The organism is Parachlamydia acanthamoebae (assembly GCF_000875975.1).
In the GTDB taxonomy this organism is placed as follows: domain Bacteria; phylum Chlamydiota; class Chlamydiia; order Chlamydiales; family Parachlamydiaceae; genus Parachlamydia; species Parachlamydia acanthamoebae.
Map to the genome: position 1 here is coordinate 207,364 of NZ_BAWW01000003.1, position 20,164 is coordinate 227,527.

General features: G+C 38.5%; 14 protein-coding genes and 1 tRNA gene. 9 read left to right on the forward strand and 6 right to left on the reverse strand.

Annotation, left to right across the window (positions count from 1 at the left end; all coding sequences use genetic code 11):
- The gene (locus AOM43_RS02085) at positions 1 to 1,275 is read right to left on the reverse strand and encodes a thiolase family protein (RefSeq protein ID WP_006342290.1); all 1,275 of its coding nucleotides are present in this window, start codon (positions 1,273 to 1,275) and stop codon (positions 1 to 3) included.
- Complete coding sequence (locus AOM43_RS02090) at positions 1,272 to 3,020, reverse strand: AMP-dependent synthetase/ligase (protein WP_013924554.1); 1,749 nt, start codon at positions 3,018 to 3,020, stop codon at positions 1,272 to 1,274. Before AOM43_RS02090 ends, AOM43_RS02085 begins: the two co-directional genes overlap by 4 nt.
- Positions 3,021 to 3,276: 256 nt before the next feature.
- Here AOM43_RS02090 and AOM43_RS02095 point away from each other — a divergent pair, with 256 nt between their 5' ends.
- The 7 genes from AOM43_RS02095 (at position 3,277) to AOM43_RS02125 (ending at position 12,032) form a co-directional block, all read left to right on the forward strand.
- Positions 3,277 to 4,455 (forward strand): ABC transporter ATP-binding protein, encoded by a 1,179-nt coding sequence (locus tag AOM43_RS02095; RefSeq protein ID WP_006342292.1) that lies wholly within the window; start codon positions 3,277 to 3,279, stop codon positions 4,453 to 4,455.
- Positions 4,452 to 5,327, forward strand: coding sequence for an ABC transporter permease (locus AOM43_RS02100; RefSeq protein ID WP_006342293.1), 876 nt, complete (start codon positions 4,452 to 4,454; stop codon positions 5,325 to 5,327). The genes AOM43_RS02095 and AOM43_RS02100 overlap by 4 nt, the downstream gene beginning before the upstream one ends.
- Entirely contained in the window at positions 5,324 to 6,097 is a 774-nt protein-coding gene (locus tag AOM43_RS02105) for an ABC transporter permease (RefSeq protein ID WP_006342294.1), read from the forward strand. Before AOM43_RS02100 ends, AOM43_RS02105 begins: the two co-directional genes overlap by 4 nt.
- Positions 6,094 to 7,125 (forward strand): ABC transporter substrate-binding protein, encoded by a 1,032-nt coding sequence (locus AOM43_RS02110; RefSeq protein ID WP_013924553.1) that lies wholly within the window; start codon positions 6,094 to 6,096, stop codon positions 7,123 to 7,125. Before AOM43_RS02105 ends, AOM43_RS02110 begins: the two co-directional genes overlap by 4 nt.
- 120 nt (positions 7,126 to 7,245) lie before the next feature.
- On the forward strand, positions 7,246 to 9,009 hold the full coding sequence (locus AOM43_RS02115; RefSeq protein WP_006342296.1) for an ABC transporter ATP-binding protein: 1,764 nt from the start codon (positions 7,246 to 7,248) through the stop codon (positions 9,007 to 9,009).
- Positions 9,010 to 9,915: 906 nt separating this feature from the next.
- Positions 9,916 to 11,013 (forward strand): serine hydrolase, encoded by a 1,098-nt coding sequence (locus AOM43_RS02120; RefSeq protein ID WP_059358828.1) that lies wholly within the window; start codon positions 9,916 to 9,918, stop codon positions 11,011 to 11,013.
- 179 nt (positions 11,014 to 11,192) lie between these two features.
- Positions 11,193 to 12,032 carry a hypothetical protein gene (locus AOM43_RS02125; RefSeq protein ID WP_006342298.1) on the forward strand — a complete coding sequence of 280 codons (840 nt, stop codon included), beginning with the start codon at positions 11,193 to 11,195 and terminating at the stop codon, positions 12,030 to 12,032.
- Between the two features lie 352 nt (positions 12,033 to 12,384).
- Here the strand turns inward: AOM43_RS02125 and AOM43_RS02130 are convergent, their stop codons facing one another.
- From AOM43_RS02130 to AOM43_RS02135, 3 genes are all read right to left on the reverse strand, one after another.
- Positions 12,385 to 14,259 carry a J domain-containing protein gene (locus tag AOM43_RS02130; RefSeq protein ID WP_226987364.1) on the reverse strand — a complete coding sequence of 625 codons (1,875 nt, stop codon included), beginning with the start codon at positions 14,257 to 14,259 and terminating at the stop codon, positions 12,385 to 12,387.
- Between the two features lie 85 nt (positions 14,260 to 14,344).
- The gene (locus AOM43_RS13625) at positions 14,345 to 14,761 is read right to left on the reverse strand and encodes a hypothetical protein (protein WP_226987365.1); all 417 of its coding nucleotides are present in this window, start codon (positions 14,759 to 14,761) and stop codon (positions 14,345 to 14,347) included.
- A gap of 716 nt (positions 14,762 to 15,477) precedes the next feature.
- A tRNA-Ser gene (locus AOM43_RS02135) sits at positions 15,478 to 15,562 on the reverse strand.
- Between the two features lie 144 nt (positions 15,563 to 15,706).
- Between AOM43_RS02135 and AOM43_RS02140 the strand changes: the two genes are divergently transcribed.
- Positions 15,707 to 17,101: a hypothetical protein gene (locus AOM43_RS02140; protein ID WP_013924550.1), complete on the forward strand. Its 1,395-nt coding sequence runs from the start codon at positions 15,707 to 15,709 to the stop codon at positions 17,099 to 17,101.
- Here AOM43_RS02140 and AOM43_RS02145 read toward each other — a convergent pair.
- Positions 17,084 to 19,234, reverse strand: a complete 2,151-nt coding sequence (locus tag AOM43_RS02145) for an ankyrin repeat domain-containing protein (protein ID WP_059358830.1) — start codon at positions 19,232 to 19,234, stop codon at positions 17,084 to 17,086. The two genes, AOM43_RS02140 and AOM43_RS02145, sit on opposite strands and share 18 nt — an antisense overlap.
- A gap of 80 nt (positions 19,235 to 19,314) precedes the next feature.
- On the opposite strand from AOM43_RS02145, the gene AOM43_RS02150 reads away from it, so the two are divergent.
- Positions 19,315 to 20,136, forward strand: coding sequence for a hypothetical protein (locus AOM43_RS02150; protein ID WP_059358833.1), 822 nt, complete (start codon positions 19,315 to 19,317; stop codon positions 20,134 to 20,136).
- Positions 20,137 to 20,164 lie beyond the last annotated feature (28 nt).

Sequence of the window (20,164 nt, forward strand, 5' to 3'; positions counted from 1 at the left end):
TTATTGAACCTCTAAGCTAACAGCTTCACCTTGACCACCCCCAATACACAGGGCAGCAAGTCCGCTATTTTTCTTGCGTCTTTTTAATTCTTTTAACAAAGTCAATATTAAACGTGCTCCTGAGGCACCCAGTGGATGGCCTAGAGCAATGGCGCCCCCATTGACATTCAATTTATTTCGATCTATTTCTCCGATGACAGTCTCTTCTCCTAACTCTTTTTTTACAAATTCTGGAGAATTGAGAGCTCTTTCAACTGCAATTACCTGCCCGGCAAAAGCTTCATTGATTTCAATTAAATCAAAATCTTGCAACTTTTTCCCTGTTTTTTTCAAAAGTTTTGCAATGGAATAAGCAGGCCCAAGCCCCATGCGACTTGGATCAAGGCCTGCGTAAGCATACTCGACCAAGTAGCCAATCGGTTGCAAGCCTAATTCTTTGGCTTTAGATTCTGACATCACTAAAAGGGCTACAGCGCCATCCGTTATTTGGCTCGAGTTTCCTGCTGTAACTGTACCGGTTAATGAGTCAAAAGCAGGCTTAAGCTTGGCTAAACCTTCTAAGCTTGTGCCTTCACGAGGGCCATCATCAACCAATTGCATCCGATCGAAAAAAGGAGGATAAGGAATCGGGATGATTTCTTCCGCCAGCTTCTCCCGAGCAGCGAGAGCTCTTTGCTGGCTCATCAGTGCAAAGGCATCTTGCTCTTCTCGGGTAATTTTAAATTGGCGAACTAAGATTTCAGCCGTTTGCCCCATCGAAAGACTGCAAAGGGGATCTGCAAGTTTGGGCATTTGGGGAGTTAACAGCGAAGGACGAAAACTGAGCAACGCTCGAAGACGTTGTTTCCATGTTTTGGCTTTATTGAAAGTAAGCAAAAATTCCCGCATACGGTTAGGAAATAACACAGGAAAATGGCTCATCGATTCTGTACCGCCGGTTATAATGATGGAGGCTTCGCCAGCTTCGATTTTATTTGCTGCGGTTACAACGGCTTCCATTCCTGAGGCACAGTTTCTATTCACAGTGTAAGCAGGAGTTTTAACGGATAATCCGGCCTTGACGGCAACAACACGCGCGACATTACCGGCATGAGGAGGTTCAATCACATTCCCAAAGATCAGTTCATCAATTTTATCTTTTGGAATAGGCATCCTAGCCAACAATTCACGAACAGCAAAAGCACCTAAATCATCTGCCTCCAGATGTCTCAGGACCTCATTTGCTTTGCAAAAGGGGGTCCTAATTCCTTCAATAATGGCAAGTCTTTCCTTCATACCAACTCCTCGAAATACATGCTATTGATCAGATCTTCATATTTTTTCTCTATAACCTCTCGGCGTAGTTTCATGGTTGGAGTAAGTTCGCCCCCTTCTATCGATGGGTGTTCCGCAACGACTCGAAAATCATGAAGTTCTTCCCAATGGTTTAAATGTTTATTAATAGAAACCAAGAGCTTATGCATATGCTGCTTGATTTCTGCTCCCTGTAAAAATTCTTCCATAGGGATCTGCTCTTTGTTTAATTTTTTTTGTATTTTTTTTACGGCTTCAAAGTCAGGAAAAATAAGACATGTTGCATATTTCCTCGAATCCGCAATGATAATGGCCATATCAACCAAACGATCTTTGGCGAGAGCTTGTTCAATGGGAACGGGTGAGATGTATTCGCCTTTTGTGGTCTTGAAAAGTTCTTTTAATCGGCCTAAAATTGTAATAAAGCCTTCTTCGTCAATTTGTGCACGATCTCCTGTCCGCAACCAGCCATCTTCTGTGAAAGCATTTTGTGTAGCTTCAGGGCTTTTGTAATACCCTTTCATGACCAATCCCCCTTTGACTAAAAGCTCACCTTCTGGAGTGAGCGAAACAGTCATGCCTTCAAAGGGAAGACCAATTGTTCCTACTTTGATTCGATTAAAGCGATTGCAAGAGACGGTGGCGGCCTCGGTTAATCCATACCCCTCATAAACAGGAAAGCCAATGGCCAGAAAAAAATGGTAAACATCGGGATTCAGATGCGCACCTCCCGAAATGATGAGGCGAAGTCGATTGCCAAAAGCTTCTCGTAAGCGAGAATATACCAATGTATCTGCTATCGGATGAAAGATCTGCCTCCAAAATGAAGACTCTTTTTGAGCAGCTAATCTCAAAGCCCACCTTCCTATCAAGCGCGTCATAAAATTTCCTGCATTCACTTTTGCCCACATATTCGCTTGAATCTTTTCTAAGATACGGGGGACTAAAATCATCAGAGATGGCTTTACCTGCTGAGCCGCTTCTCCCAATTTCTTGACATCTGCTAAATAGTACACGCTAATCCCCCAAGCAACCATAATGAGATTTAACGCACGCGCAAAAATATGGGCTAACGGCAATACACTTAAATATCGGTCGGTTTTAGGATTCCAGTAAAAAGGATCTATGTGCAATAAACTCACTAAACTTGTTTGGGTGAGCTCGACACCTTTCGGTAAGCCTGTGCTTCCACTCGTAAAAATAATCGTCGCGACATCTTTTTCTGTCATTTTGGATAGCAAAGACGGATATAAATCGGGATCCTTTGCATCAATTTCTTTTCCAATTCGATAGGCTTCGGAAAGCGTTAAAGCGTTGGGCTTTTCATCGAAAGCAATGATTTGTTTGAAATGTCCTTGGTGAGCATGCAACATTTTCCATTGCTCTTCGCCTGAAATGAATAAAACCTTGATTTCAGCCTGATCGACTTCATATTCAAAATTTTCATGAGAGATATTCGCAAAAAGGGGCACCGAAATTCCACCAGCAAGCAAAATGGCAAAATCGGCGATGGTCCAAAAAGCCGAGCAGGGTGCCATAATTCCGATGCGCTCCCCCCTATTAAATTGTAAGGTATTGAGATAGAGTGTCAGATATTTTACCGAAGTAACAAAATCTGAAGATGAAAAAGCTTTCCATTGCTCATTTTCCAAATGGTTTAAAGCCTTTGGATTTTTTTGCTCTGCGATGTAGTGAATGACATCAACTAATGTTTTAAAGGGTTTCATTTTTGGACCCTTGTGTTAAGCCTTTCTTCTCTTCTTTTATTATACCTTACGAAATAATATAATTTATATTTTCCTTACAAACAAATTAGTGTATTTATTTTTTATTCATAAACAAAAAAAGTTCTTCATTAAATGATCCATTTTTGTCTTGAAAGATTTCTTTTTGGACTAAATGTGTTGCACAGGAGGGCGTTGTTTGTTACACTTTTGGAGTTCATTTAATCTAAAAAAAATTAGCACAATAAGGTTTTGTGGAATGTGGGGTAAGCTTGAATTTGAAAAAGTATCTAAAAAATATGGGGATGTAGTTGCGCTTGACAACGTTTCATTCACGGTTGAAAGCGGGAATTTCTTTTCTCTTTTAGGCCCAAGTGGTTGTGGGAAAACAACGCTTTTACGTTTGGTAGCGGGTTTTGAGCTTCCGGACTCAGGCCGCATTCTTTTAGATGGACAAGATATCACACGACTTCCTCCATATAAGCGACCGGTTAATACCGTTTTTCAAAATTATGCGTTATTTCCGCACCTGAGTCTCTGGGAAAATATAGCTTTTGGCCTGCGTGTCGCTAAACGCCCTGCTAACGAGATTCAGCATGAAGTGGAGCGGATGTTAAAATTAATCCAACTGGAAGAACAGGCCCATAAAAGGCCCGATCAAATCAGTGGAGGCCAAAAACAACGAGTCGCCATTGCACGCGCGCTGATTAACAAGCCACGTTTATTATTATTGGATGAGCCTCTTTCTGCTTTAGACCTCAAACTTCGTCAAAAAATGCTCTTTGAAATCGATTTAATTCATGATGAAGTGGGCATCACCTTCCTTTTTGTGACACATGACCAAACTGAAGCGATGGCAGTGAGCGACCGGATTGCAGTGATGCATCAGGGTAAAGTTGAGCAAATTGGAACGCCTGTCGAACTTTATGAAGCCCCTGAAAGTAGCTTTGTCGCAGCCTTTATTGGCGACACCAACTTTTTAGATGGAACCGTCATTCAACACATCAATCGCGATTATTGCCAACTCAAGTTAGAAGGCTTGGCCGACGTCTTGTGCTTTAACGATAAGCATCTCAACATCGGAGATCAAGCGCACTTAAGTGTACGCCCCGAAAAAATTCATATTTCACGTGAGAAACCGCAGCATCATGAACGCCAGAACCTTTTTGAAGGCATGGTAGACGACATCATTTATAAAGGGGATCACACCAATTATTGGGTGCGGACAGGCGATTATCGAATTGCGATTTCATTGCAGCATAACCGTTTTTTATTGGATCAAACGCCCATTACCTGGGGCGAAAAAGTCTGGATCCATTGGCATGCAGATGATGGTTACATGCTAAAAATATGGCATGCTTCTGACGAAAATCTCACTCAACTTCCACCCGAAAAAGTAGGAAGCTCCGAAAATGAAATGGAAGAGGATTTCGAATGAAGTTTTTGAAATCTCGTTTGGGTGAACTTTTAGTCACCCTTCCATCACTCATATGGCTATTCATTTTCTTTTTAGTTCCAACCCTCATTATTTTCGCTTTAGCCTTTAAGCCTTTCGATTTTTATGGAGGCGTAGGCGAAGGCTGGACGCTTGAGACCTTTAAAAGCTTAAATACGGCGAGTTACTATGCGATCGTTTGGCGCACCATTTGGTTAAGCATTTTGACAACAGCTATTTGCTGCCTGCTTGCCCTCCCCATGGGATATTATCTTGCCCGTGCCAATGCACAAGTCAGATATCTTTTATTACTACTCACGATTCTCCCCTTTTGGAGCAGCTTTATTGTGCGGATTTTTGCATGGAAATCGCTGTTACACCCCGAAGGCATGGCCAAGCGGATTCTTTTATTTTTTCATTTGGTATCCGAAGACACTGTTTTGCTTTACAATTCTGGGGCTGTTTTACTGGTCATGGTTTATTCTTATCTTCCTTTTGCCATTTTACCGATCTATGCAGCCGCTTCAAAATTTAATTTTCAGCTCATTGAAGCCGCTCTTGATCTCGGCTTACATCGTTTTCAGGCTTTTCTTAAAGTTTTTATCCCAGGCATCAAAAAAGGATTAGTCACAGCGATTCTAATGGTCTTTATTCCTTCTTTAGGATCTTATGTGATTCCTGACGTAGTGGGAGGACCGAGCAGTGAAATGATTGGGAATAAGATTGTGCAAAAAACGTTTACCGATCGCAATCTTCCTCAAGCTAGTGCTCTTTCCGCTTTGCTAACGATTGCTGTTTTAGTTCCCATGGCATCCATTGCATGGCTGCAAAGACGGGTACAAAAGCGTAAATTCTTTATCAGGAGAGGAAAATGAAACGGAGTCGTGTTCCTCTAATTGCCACCATTTTGGTTTTGTTATTCCTTTATCTTCCCATCGTCATTTTGATGGTTAACTCCTTTAATGAATCACGATTTGGAGGGGTTTGGACTGGGTTTTCTCTTAAGTGGTATGAAAAATTATTTCACGAAAGAGCCATTTGGAATGCGGTCCAAAACTCTTTGATTGTGGGGTTAAGCGCCACGATTATTTCCACAGTAATGGGAACGGCTGCTGCGTTTGGACTCTATCGCTATAAGTCTCGCATTCAACAAATTCAATACGCCCTTATTTATTCCCCCCTAGTCATTCCCGACATCCTGATGGGAATGAGCTTACTCCTCTTTTTTGTGATGAGCAAAATTCCATTGAGCTTATTCACCATTTTTGTTGCTCATACAACTTTCTGTATTAGCTATGTGACGATGGTTGTGTGGTCAAAATTGCAAAATTTTGACTTTGCTGTGATCGAAGCCGCTCAAGACTTAGGGGCTGGCTGGGGAACCATTGCACGTCGAATTCTCGCTCCTTTACTTGCTCCAGGAATTATTTCAGGAGCTCTGTTAGCATTCACAATGTCTCTCGATGACTACATTGTGAGCTCTTTTGTGGCAGGACCAGGGTCCACAACACTTCCGATTTATGTCTATGGGATGATTAAATTCGGATCAACTCCTCTTATTAATGCGCTTTCCACTATTCTACTTGTTGTGACATTTGCCCTCGCCTGGATTACCCAGCATTTAACCAAAGGAGAAACGATATGAGAAATTATATGCTTTACGCAATAACAGGCTTATTGCTTTTGCTGACAGCCTGCAATTCCAACCGAAAAGAGCTGCACGTTTACTGCTGGTCCGACTATATCAAGCCGGGGATCATCGAAGAGTTCGAACATACATTTAATTGCAAAGTTGTCTTAGATACCTTTGAGTCTAATGAAGCGATGTATGCCAAATTGAAAGCCGGGGCTACAGGGTACGATATCATTTTTCCAAGTAGCTACTATGTGGAAATGATGCATAAGCAAGGGCTGCTCCAAAAAATTGATCCTTCGCTAATTCCCAATCTGAAATATGTCGATTTAAACTTCCCAATTCCAGGTGGAGCACAAGCTCTTGAACTAGCAGTGCCTTACATGGTGAGTTATACAGGTATCGGATATAGAATTGATAAAGTTCAGCGTGTCTCCCCTACGTGGGAAATTTTTGCACGGCGGGATCTGAAAGGTCGCATGACCATGTTAAATGATGTACGAGAAGCTTTGGGTGCGGCACTCAAAAGTCTCGGCTATAGTTTAAATTCGACGGATGACTTTCAAATTGCACAAGCAGCTTCCACCCTCATTAACTGGAAACGTAACCTAGCCAAATTTGACAGTGAGCAATACAAAAATGGAATTGCGAGCGCTGAATACCTAGTCGTACAAGGTTACAGTGGGGATCTGATCCAAGTTATGCAAGAAGATGCAAATATTGGCATTTTATACCCTCAAGAGGGAACGGCTATATCGATTGATGAAATTATTATTCCCAAACATGCGCCAGAAGTGCAACTTGCACATGCCTTCATTAACTTTCTTCTAGAGCCCAAAAGAGCGGCAGAAAATATGGAATTTGTTTTCTTTATTTCTCCAAATACTGCTGCAGCCCAATACCTTAGTCCAAAAGTCAGAAATAATCCAGCCCTGAATCTTCCAAATGAAATTTTGCAAAGATCAGAGGTCATCCATGATTTGTCGGAAAACAATATCCGCTATATCAGTGCATGGGAAACAGTGAAAGAAGCCCTATAATTCGATAAAGAATGGTTCATTTTAAAAGATGAACCGTTCCTTCTTCTTTTTTTGTGTAAAATGAATCATATTTCAATTACATAATAGACTTAATTAAGCTCCTGCTCAAAAAGGTCGGTTATGGCAAAGCTCCCCTCCACATTCCCCAAATTCATCCGCCATTTTCTCGCAAAGCAACCGCTTAAAATTGTTGGTTTAATTCTAGTTGCCTGCTACTGGGCAGCCAGTTTTTCTTTAAGCCCCTATGCTCTCAAAGTGATTATTGACCGTGTGAATGATACTTCAACAAACCCAACACAACTTTTTAATGCCTTACTATTTCCCGCTATTTTCTATGTTGGACTTGGACTAAGCATCGGAATCGTCTTTCGTTTTAATGATTGGCTAATCTTAAAAATGATCCCTCAGATGAAAGCCCAAATTACTCAGGAGATGTTTGATTATGTTGAAAAACATTCTTATGAATATTTTCAACATCATTTTTCAGGTAGCTTGACGAATAAGATTAATGACATGGCTAAGAGTATGACAACTCTGATCACCAATTCAATCCAATATGCAGCTCATCTGCTTTCGCTAGTGACGGGATCCATTACACTCTATTTTATCAATCCTTACTTTTCTTATATTTTAATTACTTGGGGCGTTCTCTTTATCTCCATTTCCTTACTTCTCGCCAGAAAATCTCAAGAATACGCAGAGACTTTTTCATATGCACGAAGCTCTATCACAGGTAAAATTGTCGATAGCCTGTCAAATATTTTAAATATTAAATTATTTGCACATGAAAAATATGAAAGCCGTTATCTACAGGAAGCTCTAAAAGATACTGTCACGAAAGACCAGAACCTTCAATGGTATTTGCTGAAAGTCAAATGTTTCTATACACTCTCAATTACCTGTTTAGTGGGTTGCATGACTTGGCTATTGATTTATGAGCGTTCCAAAAACAACGTTACAGTCGGTGACTTTGCCCTGGTTTTAACTTTAACTATGTGGATTATCGAAGGTTTTTTCTTCCTGGCAAACAATATTTCTGAATTTTCTGAAGACATTGGCACGTGCACACAAGCTTTATCGATTATTTCTCCTCCACATGGTCTTGTCGACAAATTCGATGCCCCTCTCCTACATGTCACGAAAGGTGAAATTCGTTTCAACAAAGTGCACTTTCACTATAAAAAAAGACCTCCCATTTTCATGAACAAATCGGTGACCATTCGGGCTGGGGAAAAAGTTGGACTCGTAGGGTTCTCGGGAAGTGGTAAAAGCTCTTTTGTCAATTTGATCTTGCGCTTTTTTGATATTCAATCCGGACAAATTCTGATCGATGATCAGAACATAGCGGATGTCACGCAAGAGTCTCTGCGCAGTCAAGTTTCCATGATTCCACAAGACCCCATTCTTTTTCATCGAACTCTTATGGAAAACATTCGATATGGCCGTTTGGACGCGACAGATGAACAAGTGATTACCTGCTCGATCCAGGCGAATTGCCATGAATTCATCGATAAATTGCCTCAACAATACAATACGCTTGTCGGAGAGCGAGGCATCAAACTTTCAGGGGGGCAAAGACAACGGATTGCCATCGCACGTGCATTATTAAAAAATGCCCCGATTCTCATCTTAGATGAAGCGACTTCTTCTTTAGACTCTGTAACAGAACATTACATTCAAGAAAGCCTTCTTCTCTTGATGCAAAAAAGAACGACGATCGTGATCGCCCATCGCCTGTCAACGCTCTTTCATATGGATCGGATTCTTGTCTTCAGTCATGGCAAAATTATTGAACAAGGCACTCATATTGAATTACTTAAACTAAACGGCCAATATGCCACGTTATGGAACATGCAAGCTGGCGGTTTTTTGCGAAACACTTAGAGCGATGTATAATAACCTCAGCATTAAGTTATAATAAACAATGTAAAAGAGATTTTTAAATTCGCCCTTACCAAATGTAAGCACAGTTCACAAAGATATATCTAAATTAAAAAATGATATTGAACATGCTAAAGCGAGCTTTTCACTAAAAAGAGGAAGAAAGTTTTCTGTCGGAGATAATCAAAATATCACGATGAATACACTCATTAATAAAGTTCGTGTCCTATCAAAAAATCTTAGATAAATCCCATTAAATAATAAGCATAAAAATTTTGATTCTCTGAAAGAGAATCGGGCAAGTTTACTGAAAGTGACGTAGACCGAGCAACAAAAAAACTTTACTTTATATGCCATCCCGATAAAGTAAAGGATCAGATTGCAGTTGGAGAAGCTGTTTTTCAAGAGATCCCAAATATCAGGGAAGACGCAAAAAAAACTCGCAACTAAAGAAGGGGCGTGAATACCGATAAAGTTGTGAATAGAGAAGCCAGAAAAAATAAACACTGGAAAAACTTGAATTCATAGATAATATAATAGAAATTATACTCTGTACACCTTCCAAATGTTAATAAATCACAAAAAGATGTCACGAATGCAAAAACTGAAGAAATGAGAATAATGAGCGGAAGGTTAATGTTTTGAAAGTTTAAAAGACAGCAAGGATAACTTAACATATGAAAATCGTGGATTATCCAGCGAATTAACTAAGATTAAAGAAATTATAGAAAGTGGATTGCAGATTTGCAAACAGCTAAAAAAAAATAGATGAGAAAATTAAACACTCGCAAATGACTAAAAAAATTAAACCTAAGAATAATTTAAAGTTTTTACTGATTTTAAAAGACATTAAAATAAATTCCTTGTAAGAAAAGAGTTAGATTAAACAACACTCCGCAGGTTCTTATAGTGGGATTATTCAAAATTATATACTTCTTTACCCTTTTATTCTTTTTAAAATCTCCACTATTCAGCACTGAATCCCATATAAAACAAAAATCTTTTCATATTCAATTAGTTGAAAAAGCTGTTCTGCAATATCAACAAAAAAACAACATCCCTGGAATTGCAGTTGTTCTTTATTATCAAGGAAAACCCTACTTCCTTCCTTTTGGAAGCGCAAATCTGCGTTCAAAAAAACCAATTACAGAAAATACAATCTTTGAATTAGGCTCTATTACAAAATCTTTCACTGCTATTTTGTTAGCCATAGAAGTCTTAGATGGAAAAATTAAACTTTCGGATCCTGTGGCAAGATATTTGCCAGGATTGCGTGAATTCACGGGTCCTTTTTCAAAAGTGACTTTTCAACATCTCGCTACACATACCTCTGGTTTTATGCGTGTTATACCAGAAAAAGATCGTAAAACCTATGCAGATATCGTGAAATATCTACGCAATTGGCATCCGACACATAGCCCTGGAACTCATTATAAGTATTCAAATTTTGGTTTTGGAATTTTAGGACTAGCCTTGGAGAACGTATTTCAAAAAAACTATTTTAATCTCCTGTCAAGAAATCTCTTAAATCCACTACAAATGAACCACACTTTTTTAGTAGTTCCGCAACAATGGCAGGCTGATTACGCTCAAGGATATGATAAGAATGGCAATCCAGCAGAAAAATGGCCTATTACACTTATGCAAGCGGCTGGGGCCTTGCGATCGAGTGCTGCTGACATGCGAAAATTTTTGGCCGCCTGCCTAAATCTGCCTGGAACACCCAGCAAAATCGCAGAAGCGATTTATCTCACAGAAACAGGAAATTTCAAAATGGGTGCCAATAAGACTCAAGTGATGTCTTGGATGAAGACAGACTTCGGTTCCTATTCCCTTTACACGAAAAACGGGGGGGTGACAGGCTTTGCAACGTTCATGGGTTTTATTCCCGAACTTCAAATTGGTCTGGTCATTATGGCCAACAAAAATGTGAGCAATACCCTACTTGGGCAATATATTTTGCAACAATTAGGCAGCTCGCTCGCCTATCAAAAGTTTGGAAATTAAACAAACAAAAAAAATATTAAAAATAAAATCCCCTTTCAAACGGGCCTGAGAAGGCTTTTTTTAAATTTTTTTATTTTTTTTCACTTTTTATGCTTGTGAATTATAAATTATTTTGATAAAAGCTCACTCAGGTTCACAAACTTATCTTGTGAGGCAATTTATGAAAATTGAGGGAAATTATGAAATTTAAATCAACGATCTATGCAAGTTTTTTGTTTTTGACTATTTTATTCACGTCAACTCAAAGCCTTTCAGCTTTTGATTACGACTTTGGTTGCTGCGATTACGGAACACCTTATGATGAATGCAAATGGAGCGTCAGCATTAACGGTGGTGTATCCCCAACTTGGTTTCAACGTAAAGGCAGAGACCTTTATTTCAACCACTTAGGCCCATTCTTTGAAGTCCCAGAAAGCTTTAAAACACCAAAATTCTGCAAAATTTTTGATCTGCCATGGAATGTAGGCATCGAATTAGGCTACATGTTCTGCGATCGTCTTGAAGTTTTTGCTGATTTTGACTATACACAAGCTTGTGGAAAACGTCATCATCACAGAAGAAGCGATATTTCCGCATCTTCAAGAGAAAGAGTTAGCCAATATCGTGCTTTCGATTTCTACTTAGGAACACGTTATTACCTTTGCCCAATTTTCTGCAGTTTCACACCATTCTTTGGTGGTAAAGTTGGTTTGATCACTCGTGATAAAATCCGTGGATCAACTCGCACAACTGTTACTGGAGGATCTTCAGGCTTTGGTCACAGACATACACGCTTCAAGTCTGATACAACAATTAGCGGTGGACTCCATGCCGGTGTGAATTGGGATCTTTCTTCTTGCCTATCAGTGACTGTAAAAGCAGAAGCTATCTGGTCAGGAGATTGGAGACCAACAAATGCTGATGAAGGCGAAGGAAGCAGCGTAATTAACCCTGCACTGCCAGTTCCTCTTATCATCCATGGCAAAACTGGACCAGTATTATCCGTTCCAGTTACTCTTGGACTTCGTTACGCGTTCTAATTTGATTAGAACAGTTTGATTCTTTCAAGTGAGAAGGGCTTCCCTTCTCACTTTTTTTTTAGTCTCAAAATATTGAGCAACTCGCCCACTTGCCTAACAAGGCTTATATTCCAAGCATGGAATCGAAAGCCCCGTTCTTAAATATTACCTTCTCTAAATAACCTTTCAAAGACTTATTGAAAATAACTACAAGCCATGAGTCCGGCTATCTAAGTTGAAATCTCAAAAATGACGCGATTTTCAAAGAATATCTCAAATATATGGAGAGGCCTCTGTAATCTTCTTGTTTACAATCGGAAACTTCGTTCTAAATAAGGCTTCATTAGGCTTGAGACAAAACTACCCCACAGTATCATTCTGCCGCCAGATTTGCAAATGCGAGAGAAACTTCTTTAAATTTCTCCTCACACTCTTTTCTTCTTATTTCATAATCAGACTCTTTCTCATCAAGCCGCCTCAAATTCCTGTCTGGGTGATATTTCAATGCTAATTGTTTGTATGCTTTTTTTATTTCTTCTTTTGAAGCATTTGGCTGCAACCCTAAAGCAGCAAAACTTTCGTTTTGACTTGGTTGAGTTCCAACAGCAAATCCTTCCCCAAAAAATTGACGGAAGGGATCGGATTCACCAAAAAAACCACTTCCAAACTCTTGCTGAAAAAAATTGTTAAAGAAGAAATTAAATGAATCAAAATACGGTTGTGAACTGCCCCTGGTAGTAGAGTTATCTTTTTGATAAAGATGTGATTCCAAATATTTTCTTTGATTCAGCGAGAGTTGTGCCAAAAGTTCTTCATTCTTCTGTTTCTGATCTTTTGACATTTTCTGCAATTCGTCTTCGGTGTAAGCACATCGCTTCCTTGAGCTATTTTCTAGAACTTTTCCATTCACCTCTCTAAAGGTATAGCTCCAACTAGAATACTTCTCTTTGAAATAATCCACCGAATAAGGAGGAAAAAGCATATTTATCATTTTTTGAGACATGGAGGAGAACTCAAAGCTCTTTATCTGTTCGATCGATATGAGTTTAACTTGATATGCATTGAGTTTCTCGCTGTCCAACACTGCTTGAACTTCTGCTACCTCAAAGTTAGCAAACCGCTTCAGATCAGCCATATTATCATCGAGAGAGGGAAACATACGGTTGATTGTCTCACTGGATAATTTAGATAACTGAACACCTTTCAATTGTTGATCCGTCAGTAGCTGTAACTGATAAGTGGTTGTTATCAATCCTGTGTTTAATGCAGCTTGAACTTCTTCTACCTCAAAGTTTGCAAACCGCTTCAAATCAGGCGTATTATCATCGCGAGAGGGAAACATATGGTCGATTGTCTCAGTGGACAATTTAGATAACCGAACACCTTTCAACTGTTGATCTGTCAGTAGCTGTAACTGATAAGTAGTTGTAAGAATACCTTCTTCAATTGCACTTTGAACATCATCAACATTAAAAGCTTTAAAACAACAAGCATCTTGGCTGGAATCATCTTTGTAACAAAAAATGACATCAACCTGCTCTTTACTTAGTTGTTTTAATTTCAGCTCTTTTACATGCTTATCGGAGAGAAACTTTAGTACACTTCCTGTCATTAACCCCTTATGAATAGCATCGACAACATCTTGTCCATCAAAAAGAGCTAGTCTTTCCTTTGCTTTAGCTTCATCTAAAGCAAAAAATAATGCTTTGTTTTGGGTAGCTTGCATTTCGGAAAGCTTCAGATTCTGAATCTGATCGTTTGTGAAAAAGGTAAAGGCTACAGGTGGAATCTTTTCTTTATATTTATTGATGTCATCGGCACTAATTTGAGTTAGATCTTTTAAAGGAATATCGTGAATATCACTGTAATCGTTAATTGTTTTTTGTTTGGAGCTTTTCCCTTCATTCTTAAACAGTTTTTCTAATCTCTGCCTGATGAAAGAGAATTGATCTGGATTAATAGAGTCTTCTTGAAGATCTCTAACACTTAAAGCATTGAATTTGTCTTCGTTCAGTAAAGCAAATTTCAATTTAGAGTGCTGGAATGGAATAATCACATCTTCAAGAGTAAGAATCTTTAATATTTCTATGTCTGTCCGATCAATGAAGTCATTCAAGCTTATATCAGAAGCTGAAAATTGGGAAAAAGCTTGAATCAAATTAAACCTGTGAAGCAACTTGTTACGCTCTTCTATTGTTTTTCCTTTATAATCTGATAGAGACGTTTTTTTTGCTTCGCTATCAATCATCACACCATATTTTAATACGTGTAATCTATAATAAGACCCAGTCAATTTTGAGCTATTTGCACCTTTGACATTTTCTATAAAGCAGTCATAACAAGTTTTTTGAAATTGGCTTTCTTGAACATGAAATTGCCCGTATCGATTCATTAAAAAGTGAGGCCAATCTTCCGTATGATTCCTGAAAATCCCTTGCAACATTAAAAAAATGGGCTTTTAGGCATTGTCCTTTATCAAAAAATGCTTTGGGAACTCCTATAAAAATCGCTTTAACAAAGTGATAAATAACCTTAACAACCCCTGACCAAATTGCTGCAGGAAGAGCTGTTATTTTTCGTCCAAACCAACCTTCTGCTGAATACTTTTTGTTAAACTTCTGACGATTGACATCGCCATACCTAAATTGTAAATGTTCCTTGGTATAATCGAAAATCTTCCTATCATTCTTAAATTTTTCATTCTCTCTAATGACCTTAAGATAGGGAGTTTGTTCAAATTTAATACTCATTTATTGCCTATATACGATTTTGTTAAAAAAAACAATTTTATTACTTTTACATTAAGATTATATAAATTTATGAGGTGACGAAAACAAATAAAACTTATGAGATTAATAAAAACATGAGAATTTCAACAAAAATGAAGCTTTAAATACGCACGATCAAAATGTTTTGAGGAAACTAGATGTATTCGGGGTTTTCCAGAATTGCGGAAGCTAGCTAGTTTTCGCTTCATAGACAAATCTAGCAAAAGATATAAAAGAGCGCTCGCGAGCTTTATCGATCACCTTCTTTGTAATGTTTTTCATTTTGATTAGGCTTCGAGCTTATCAAGATTTTTGAAATTACCGAGTCTTCAACCTGAAAGAACCGAAAGCAATTTGTCGTTCAAAGAATAAGTTACTCTTGTTTACGATTGCGGAGATCGGCTAAAGCAATCTTTTCGAGAATTTCATCTGCGGGATGATTTAAGAAAACAAGCTAAACTTGAACTCTATTTTTTGAGAGAAGGTTTGATCTTAAATTAAGATGCAAATAGAGCCCTACTTAGTCCAATGGGATATAATAATGGAAAAACAATCCAAAAATACAAAAGTTGAGAAAAAGAGACCGTTTCTGAATTTTCTATTTTCAAACTTAGAAATGAAGGGCAAAAAGGCGATTTCATCACTGTAATAGCGATTGGATAAGCTTATGTGGTGCTCGATCTGATTCAAGAAAGAATCGGAAGAGGAGGGATTCGAACCCCCGGACCCTTTCAGGCCTTCTGTTTTCAAGACAGACGCAATCGGCCGCTCTGCCACTCTTCCGTGAATAAGGCTACTTTATAGCAAATCCCCTAATAATCGATCAAGGGAAACTTCAATTTTAGAAAAATCTCTAAAGAAAACTTGCACATTCTGCACACAAGGACTAAGATGATCAAAAAAAATTGAATGCCTTGGAGACCTCTTATGAAACGTTTGTTGACTTTTTGCTTTACCCTTTTTTTTACATTTTCACTCTGCGCTAAAAACTTTTTTTCAACAGATGAAGCCAGCCAAAATGCGGCCGCTTCCCTCACTTATTACCTAGAGCAATTGTGCCTTTCCTTATCGGACGAACAAAATGCCCCATTTGAAAGTGTTTCTTTTTCCGAAGATGATGTGATGGAGCTCTGGCAGACTGTCGAAAGTTTTTGTTGTCGAGAAACCTCCCAAACATATGCACAATCGATTAGCAATGCCTTTCATCATTTTAGGCACATTGATTTTAAGCAACCAAAGGAAGAAATCTTTTTGGATCTTTTTCCCTGCTTTCTTGAAGTTCACAGCCTATGGTTAACGTCTATCAACGAAGATGCGGTTGAAGCCTCTTTAGAAGCATTGACGGATTTAACCGAGGAATCTAAAGCTTTTCTTAACCAAAAAAAATATCTGCTGACAATGCATGCTTGCAACCAGATTCAAAATAAACTCGCCACAACAATTCATGATGGGGAAAAAAACAAGCTTCTCAATCTCTTAAATTGGGTAAGCACTTCTGGAATGGATGCGTCCGAAGGCAAATGGCAAAAATGGAAAAATTACTACAACAGTTCTGAGAAAGATCCTCTTAAAGCCGCACTCAAATTTTCTGCCCATTACAATGACTTTCAAAAAAATCCAAAATTGAGTTCTTCTGCACGCAAAAAGCTCATGCCGTATTTACTCCCCAAAAAACACGCGGTCAAATCGCATTTGGATAAAATCTTTTTACACGCGAGAGCAACTCAAAACCCTCAATCTTTGAGCGATGCGAATTTTCAGGTTATTTCTGTTCAGGGAAGAAGCTTTATCCACGTCCTTGCTCATCCATCTTTTCCTCATTATTTACTCAAAGTTGTTTTGGATAACGAATTACGGAAAAAACGCAGTAAACCAGAGTGGGAATGGTTTGCACGACGCTGCGAATATGCCAAAAAAGTTGCCGATTTGATCGACAAACACCATATAAAGTCGTTTACTGTGCCAAAAAAATGGGTTTATCCACTTCCTTTGAAACCTTCTCCCCCTTCCTCAAGTGCTTACAAACAAAAACCAGTGGCTTTAGTTGTGCAAAAAATGAATCTTGTCCCTTATCAAGAAACACTGGATACGTGGAGAAATCAAATTGGGCAGGAACAATTGAAAGAATTATACACGATTGTCAGCAGGTTATCTAAAGTGTCTATTCGTCCGGATAACCTTCCTTTAACAACATCCGGAAAATTTGCTTTTGTAGATACTGAATATGTACGAGGCTCCCCTTCTTATGGATTTATCCGCCCATATCTTTCAAAGGAAATGCGGGTATACTGGGATCGCCTCGTATCAAAAGGAGGCAAATAAGCCTTTGCTCATGAGGAAAGGGATTAAAGTGAGATTGTTATGTGCGCGTACATAATCCACAAATCCCTTGCCCTGCTCATTTTTTAGCTTCCAATCCACCCCCTGCTTTTGCAAGAATAGAGCCAAGGCCAAGCTTGTTTCTTTATTGCCTTTAAATTTTGCGAGAACAAAAAGCAAAAGTAAAAAAGGGATTTCTTCTTTTTTCTTATCTTGGTAAAAAATGAGGGCCTGATGAATAGCTCTTTCTCTGGCATCTGTGGAAAAGGATTTATAAAGCTGGGAACTTGCTTTTTCAGCTTCTAAAAGCCATTGCTGGGGATCCTCTGTCTCATTATTTAATCTAAGCGTATCGAATTGATCAACAAGTAGCATCATCCGAAAAATAGCTTTTCCGCTGGCGATGGCACAGTTTCCAACTTTTTGTGCTTTCAGCTTGCCTTCCACAATTTGCTTCAAATCCAATCGCGAATGAATTTTTTTTCGATCCTTTTGCACAAATTCGAGTGGACGCTTTTCTCCCCGCCGCATCATTTTAACAAGCTTAGATGTTAAAGCTGCATCGATTTTGTAAATCTTATATCCCGAAGATTCTCCATCTTCATAGAGTCTCCCTCGATTGACTTCTACATAAAAACCCTTGTAAAGTAATCGATAGCAAGCATGCCCGACCCATCCCGAAGTCAATAAAACCATTTTTCCTTGCTGATAGTCTGCTATTATTTCTTCTTCGGTCTTTGAAGATGTTCGATTCAACCTCACATTTTCAAGGCCATCTAACATTTGCTTTTGAGATGCAACATTCGGCCATGCACAAATTGGTTGGGTCAAGGGTTCACTGAAAAATTTTTCAACGCTTTCCTTTAAGGCTTGTATCCCAAATCCATAGTTCATCCCTTCCCATGCAAATATATGCGAATCGAGTGTTGATTTTCCACGCAATGCGAATAGGTTGCTAATAATTTTTTGAATTCGAATGTTTTGGCAACGCTCTAAATTCGCTCCTCTCTGAAGCAAGTAGTGGGCACATTCTTCATTGCCTTCTGTTAAAGCCACAAGCAAAGGAGAAAATCCCCACTTGTTAGGTTGATCTATTTCAACCTGGTTTTCAACAAGTAGCTTCACTAATGAGAAAGATTCAAATGCAGCTTCAACTAAAGGATCAAAATCTCTTTTTTTTATTATAATACCCTGACCGATTAAAAATTTGACAACCGCTTCTTGCTTTCCTAGAACTGCGGCGATTAAAAGGCTCTCTTTCGATTTTTTATCGAGTTTTTTTAAATCAAGAGATTGAGAAACAAGCTTTTGAAGAAATTCAAGAAATCCGAAGTAACAAGCCAGATCAAAAAGCTCATTTTTATATTTAGGATGCAAGGATCCAGGCAAACCTTCTTTTACGAATAACTCGGCCAACTCCCGATTTTTATTGAGTGCTAAATGAAAGAAAATTGCCTTCACTTGTTTTTTTGACGCGCGAAATTGAGCTCCCTCTTGAATCAAATATTGAGCGACTTCGATTTTTTTATAAATAAATGCCGCGGCTAAAGGTGATCCCTGCTTTGTTTTGCAATTCAATCGCACATGATTGTTAAGAAAAAACTGAACGAGAGGAACATGGCCGCATTCAATCGCTAATATGAATAAAGTCTCTTTTCGTTTGCGACTATTCAACCATTGAGATTGTTGCATCTGTGAGACGACTTCTAGGCGTCCTAAACGAACCGCCAATTCCAAATACTCGCTTTGCTCGGAGGTTTTAGTGACTGAAGGCAAAAATTGTTGGACTGCGAAAAGATCGTTTTCTTTAACTGCTTTATAGAAAAGGGCTTTGAGAGAAACATCATGTCGCTCTTTTTTTTCACTCGCATGCAAAAAATCAACAGTAGGGATTGCATCTTTTGCGATTACACTTGAAAAAGTGGAGGCTATTTTTTTATGTGACTCTTGTTTTTCACCCATAACCCATTTTTTTATACACGTGCGCTCCGAACCCGACAGAAAGATATAAGCTAACCACCGAATCGCCAGTCCATAAATTTTTTTGGACGTCGACTTTTTATTTAACTCGTTGAAACTTTCTTGGATATACTTAGCATAAGTAACATAAACTTTATTCTGAATTCTATCTAACATTTGAGAATCTATTGAATTTTAATAATGATATAATCATATAAAAAAATATATCTAAATTCAATTAGAAAGGTTTGCTAATAATGATAAAGTACCTATTTTCTCTTTTTATTTTTGGAACATTTTTTAATTTATTTTCTGAAAATTTTCCTTGGAGCAACTCGAGGCAAGACTATTTGATTCAGCAAGCTCAAATTTTTTTTAATGAGCAAGAGGGCAAATATCCCAAGCTTGCGTATCCGATCACAAAAAATCAACTAGAGGTTATTTTTCAACTTTTTAAAAAATCTGAAGTCGAGATTATCGGTTATGGAAGTCTTATTCATCCTGCATCGGCACTTAAAACAGTTAGCCAACAGGCCATCCAAACGTTTCAACCGATTGTCGCCTTTGGTGCAAAACGTGTATTTGAAAGAGATGTCGCTCGGGTTGCCCATTGGGGAAAGCAAATCCGCATGAATGACACTGGCATGTTAAATATCTTTCCAACTCAAAATCTTCGCTCCATGTTTAATGGCATTTCGATGAAAGTCGACATCAACGAATTATTCCAACTTACTGAAAGGGAGATTGGATATGATCTCATTCCTTTAGTCACACTCAACTGGAATGATGCCATCAATGAAAATAATCTAATCCCTGCCTTTTTTATTGGGTACGCTTTTTCAGCATCAGATCAACCTCGCCAAGGAAAAATTTATATCTCTACATGCGTTAATCCTGTCCCAGGGTATAGCTATGCTTCTATGGAAGGAGCTGAACATTACGGCAAAGCATTTCTGAATTTTTGGGTCGATACGACACTTCTTGCAGATCGAAAAACGCCTTTCATTCTCTGGTTAAAAAACCCACAAATCAATTGTGATTGCAAAAAAGGATGCCTTCTACCAACAAAAATGAATTGATAAAAAACATTTTTGTTCCTTTTCATTT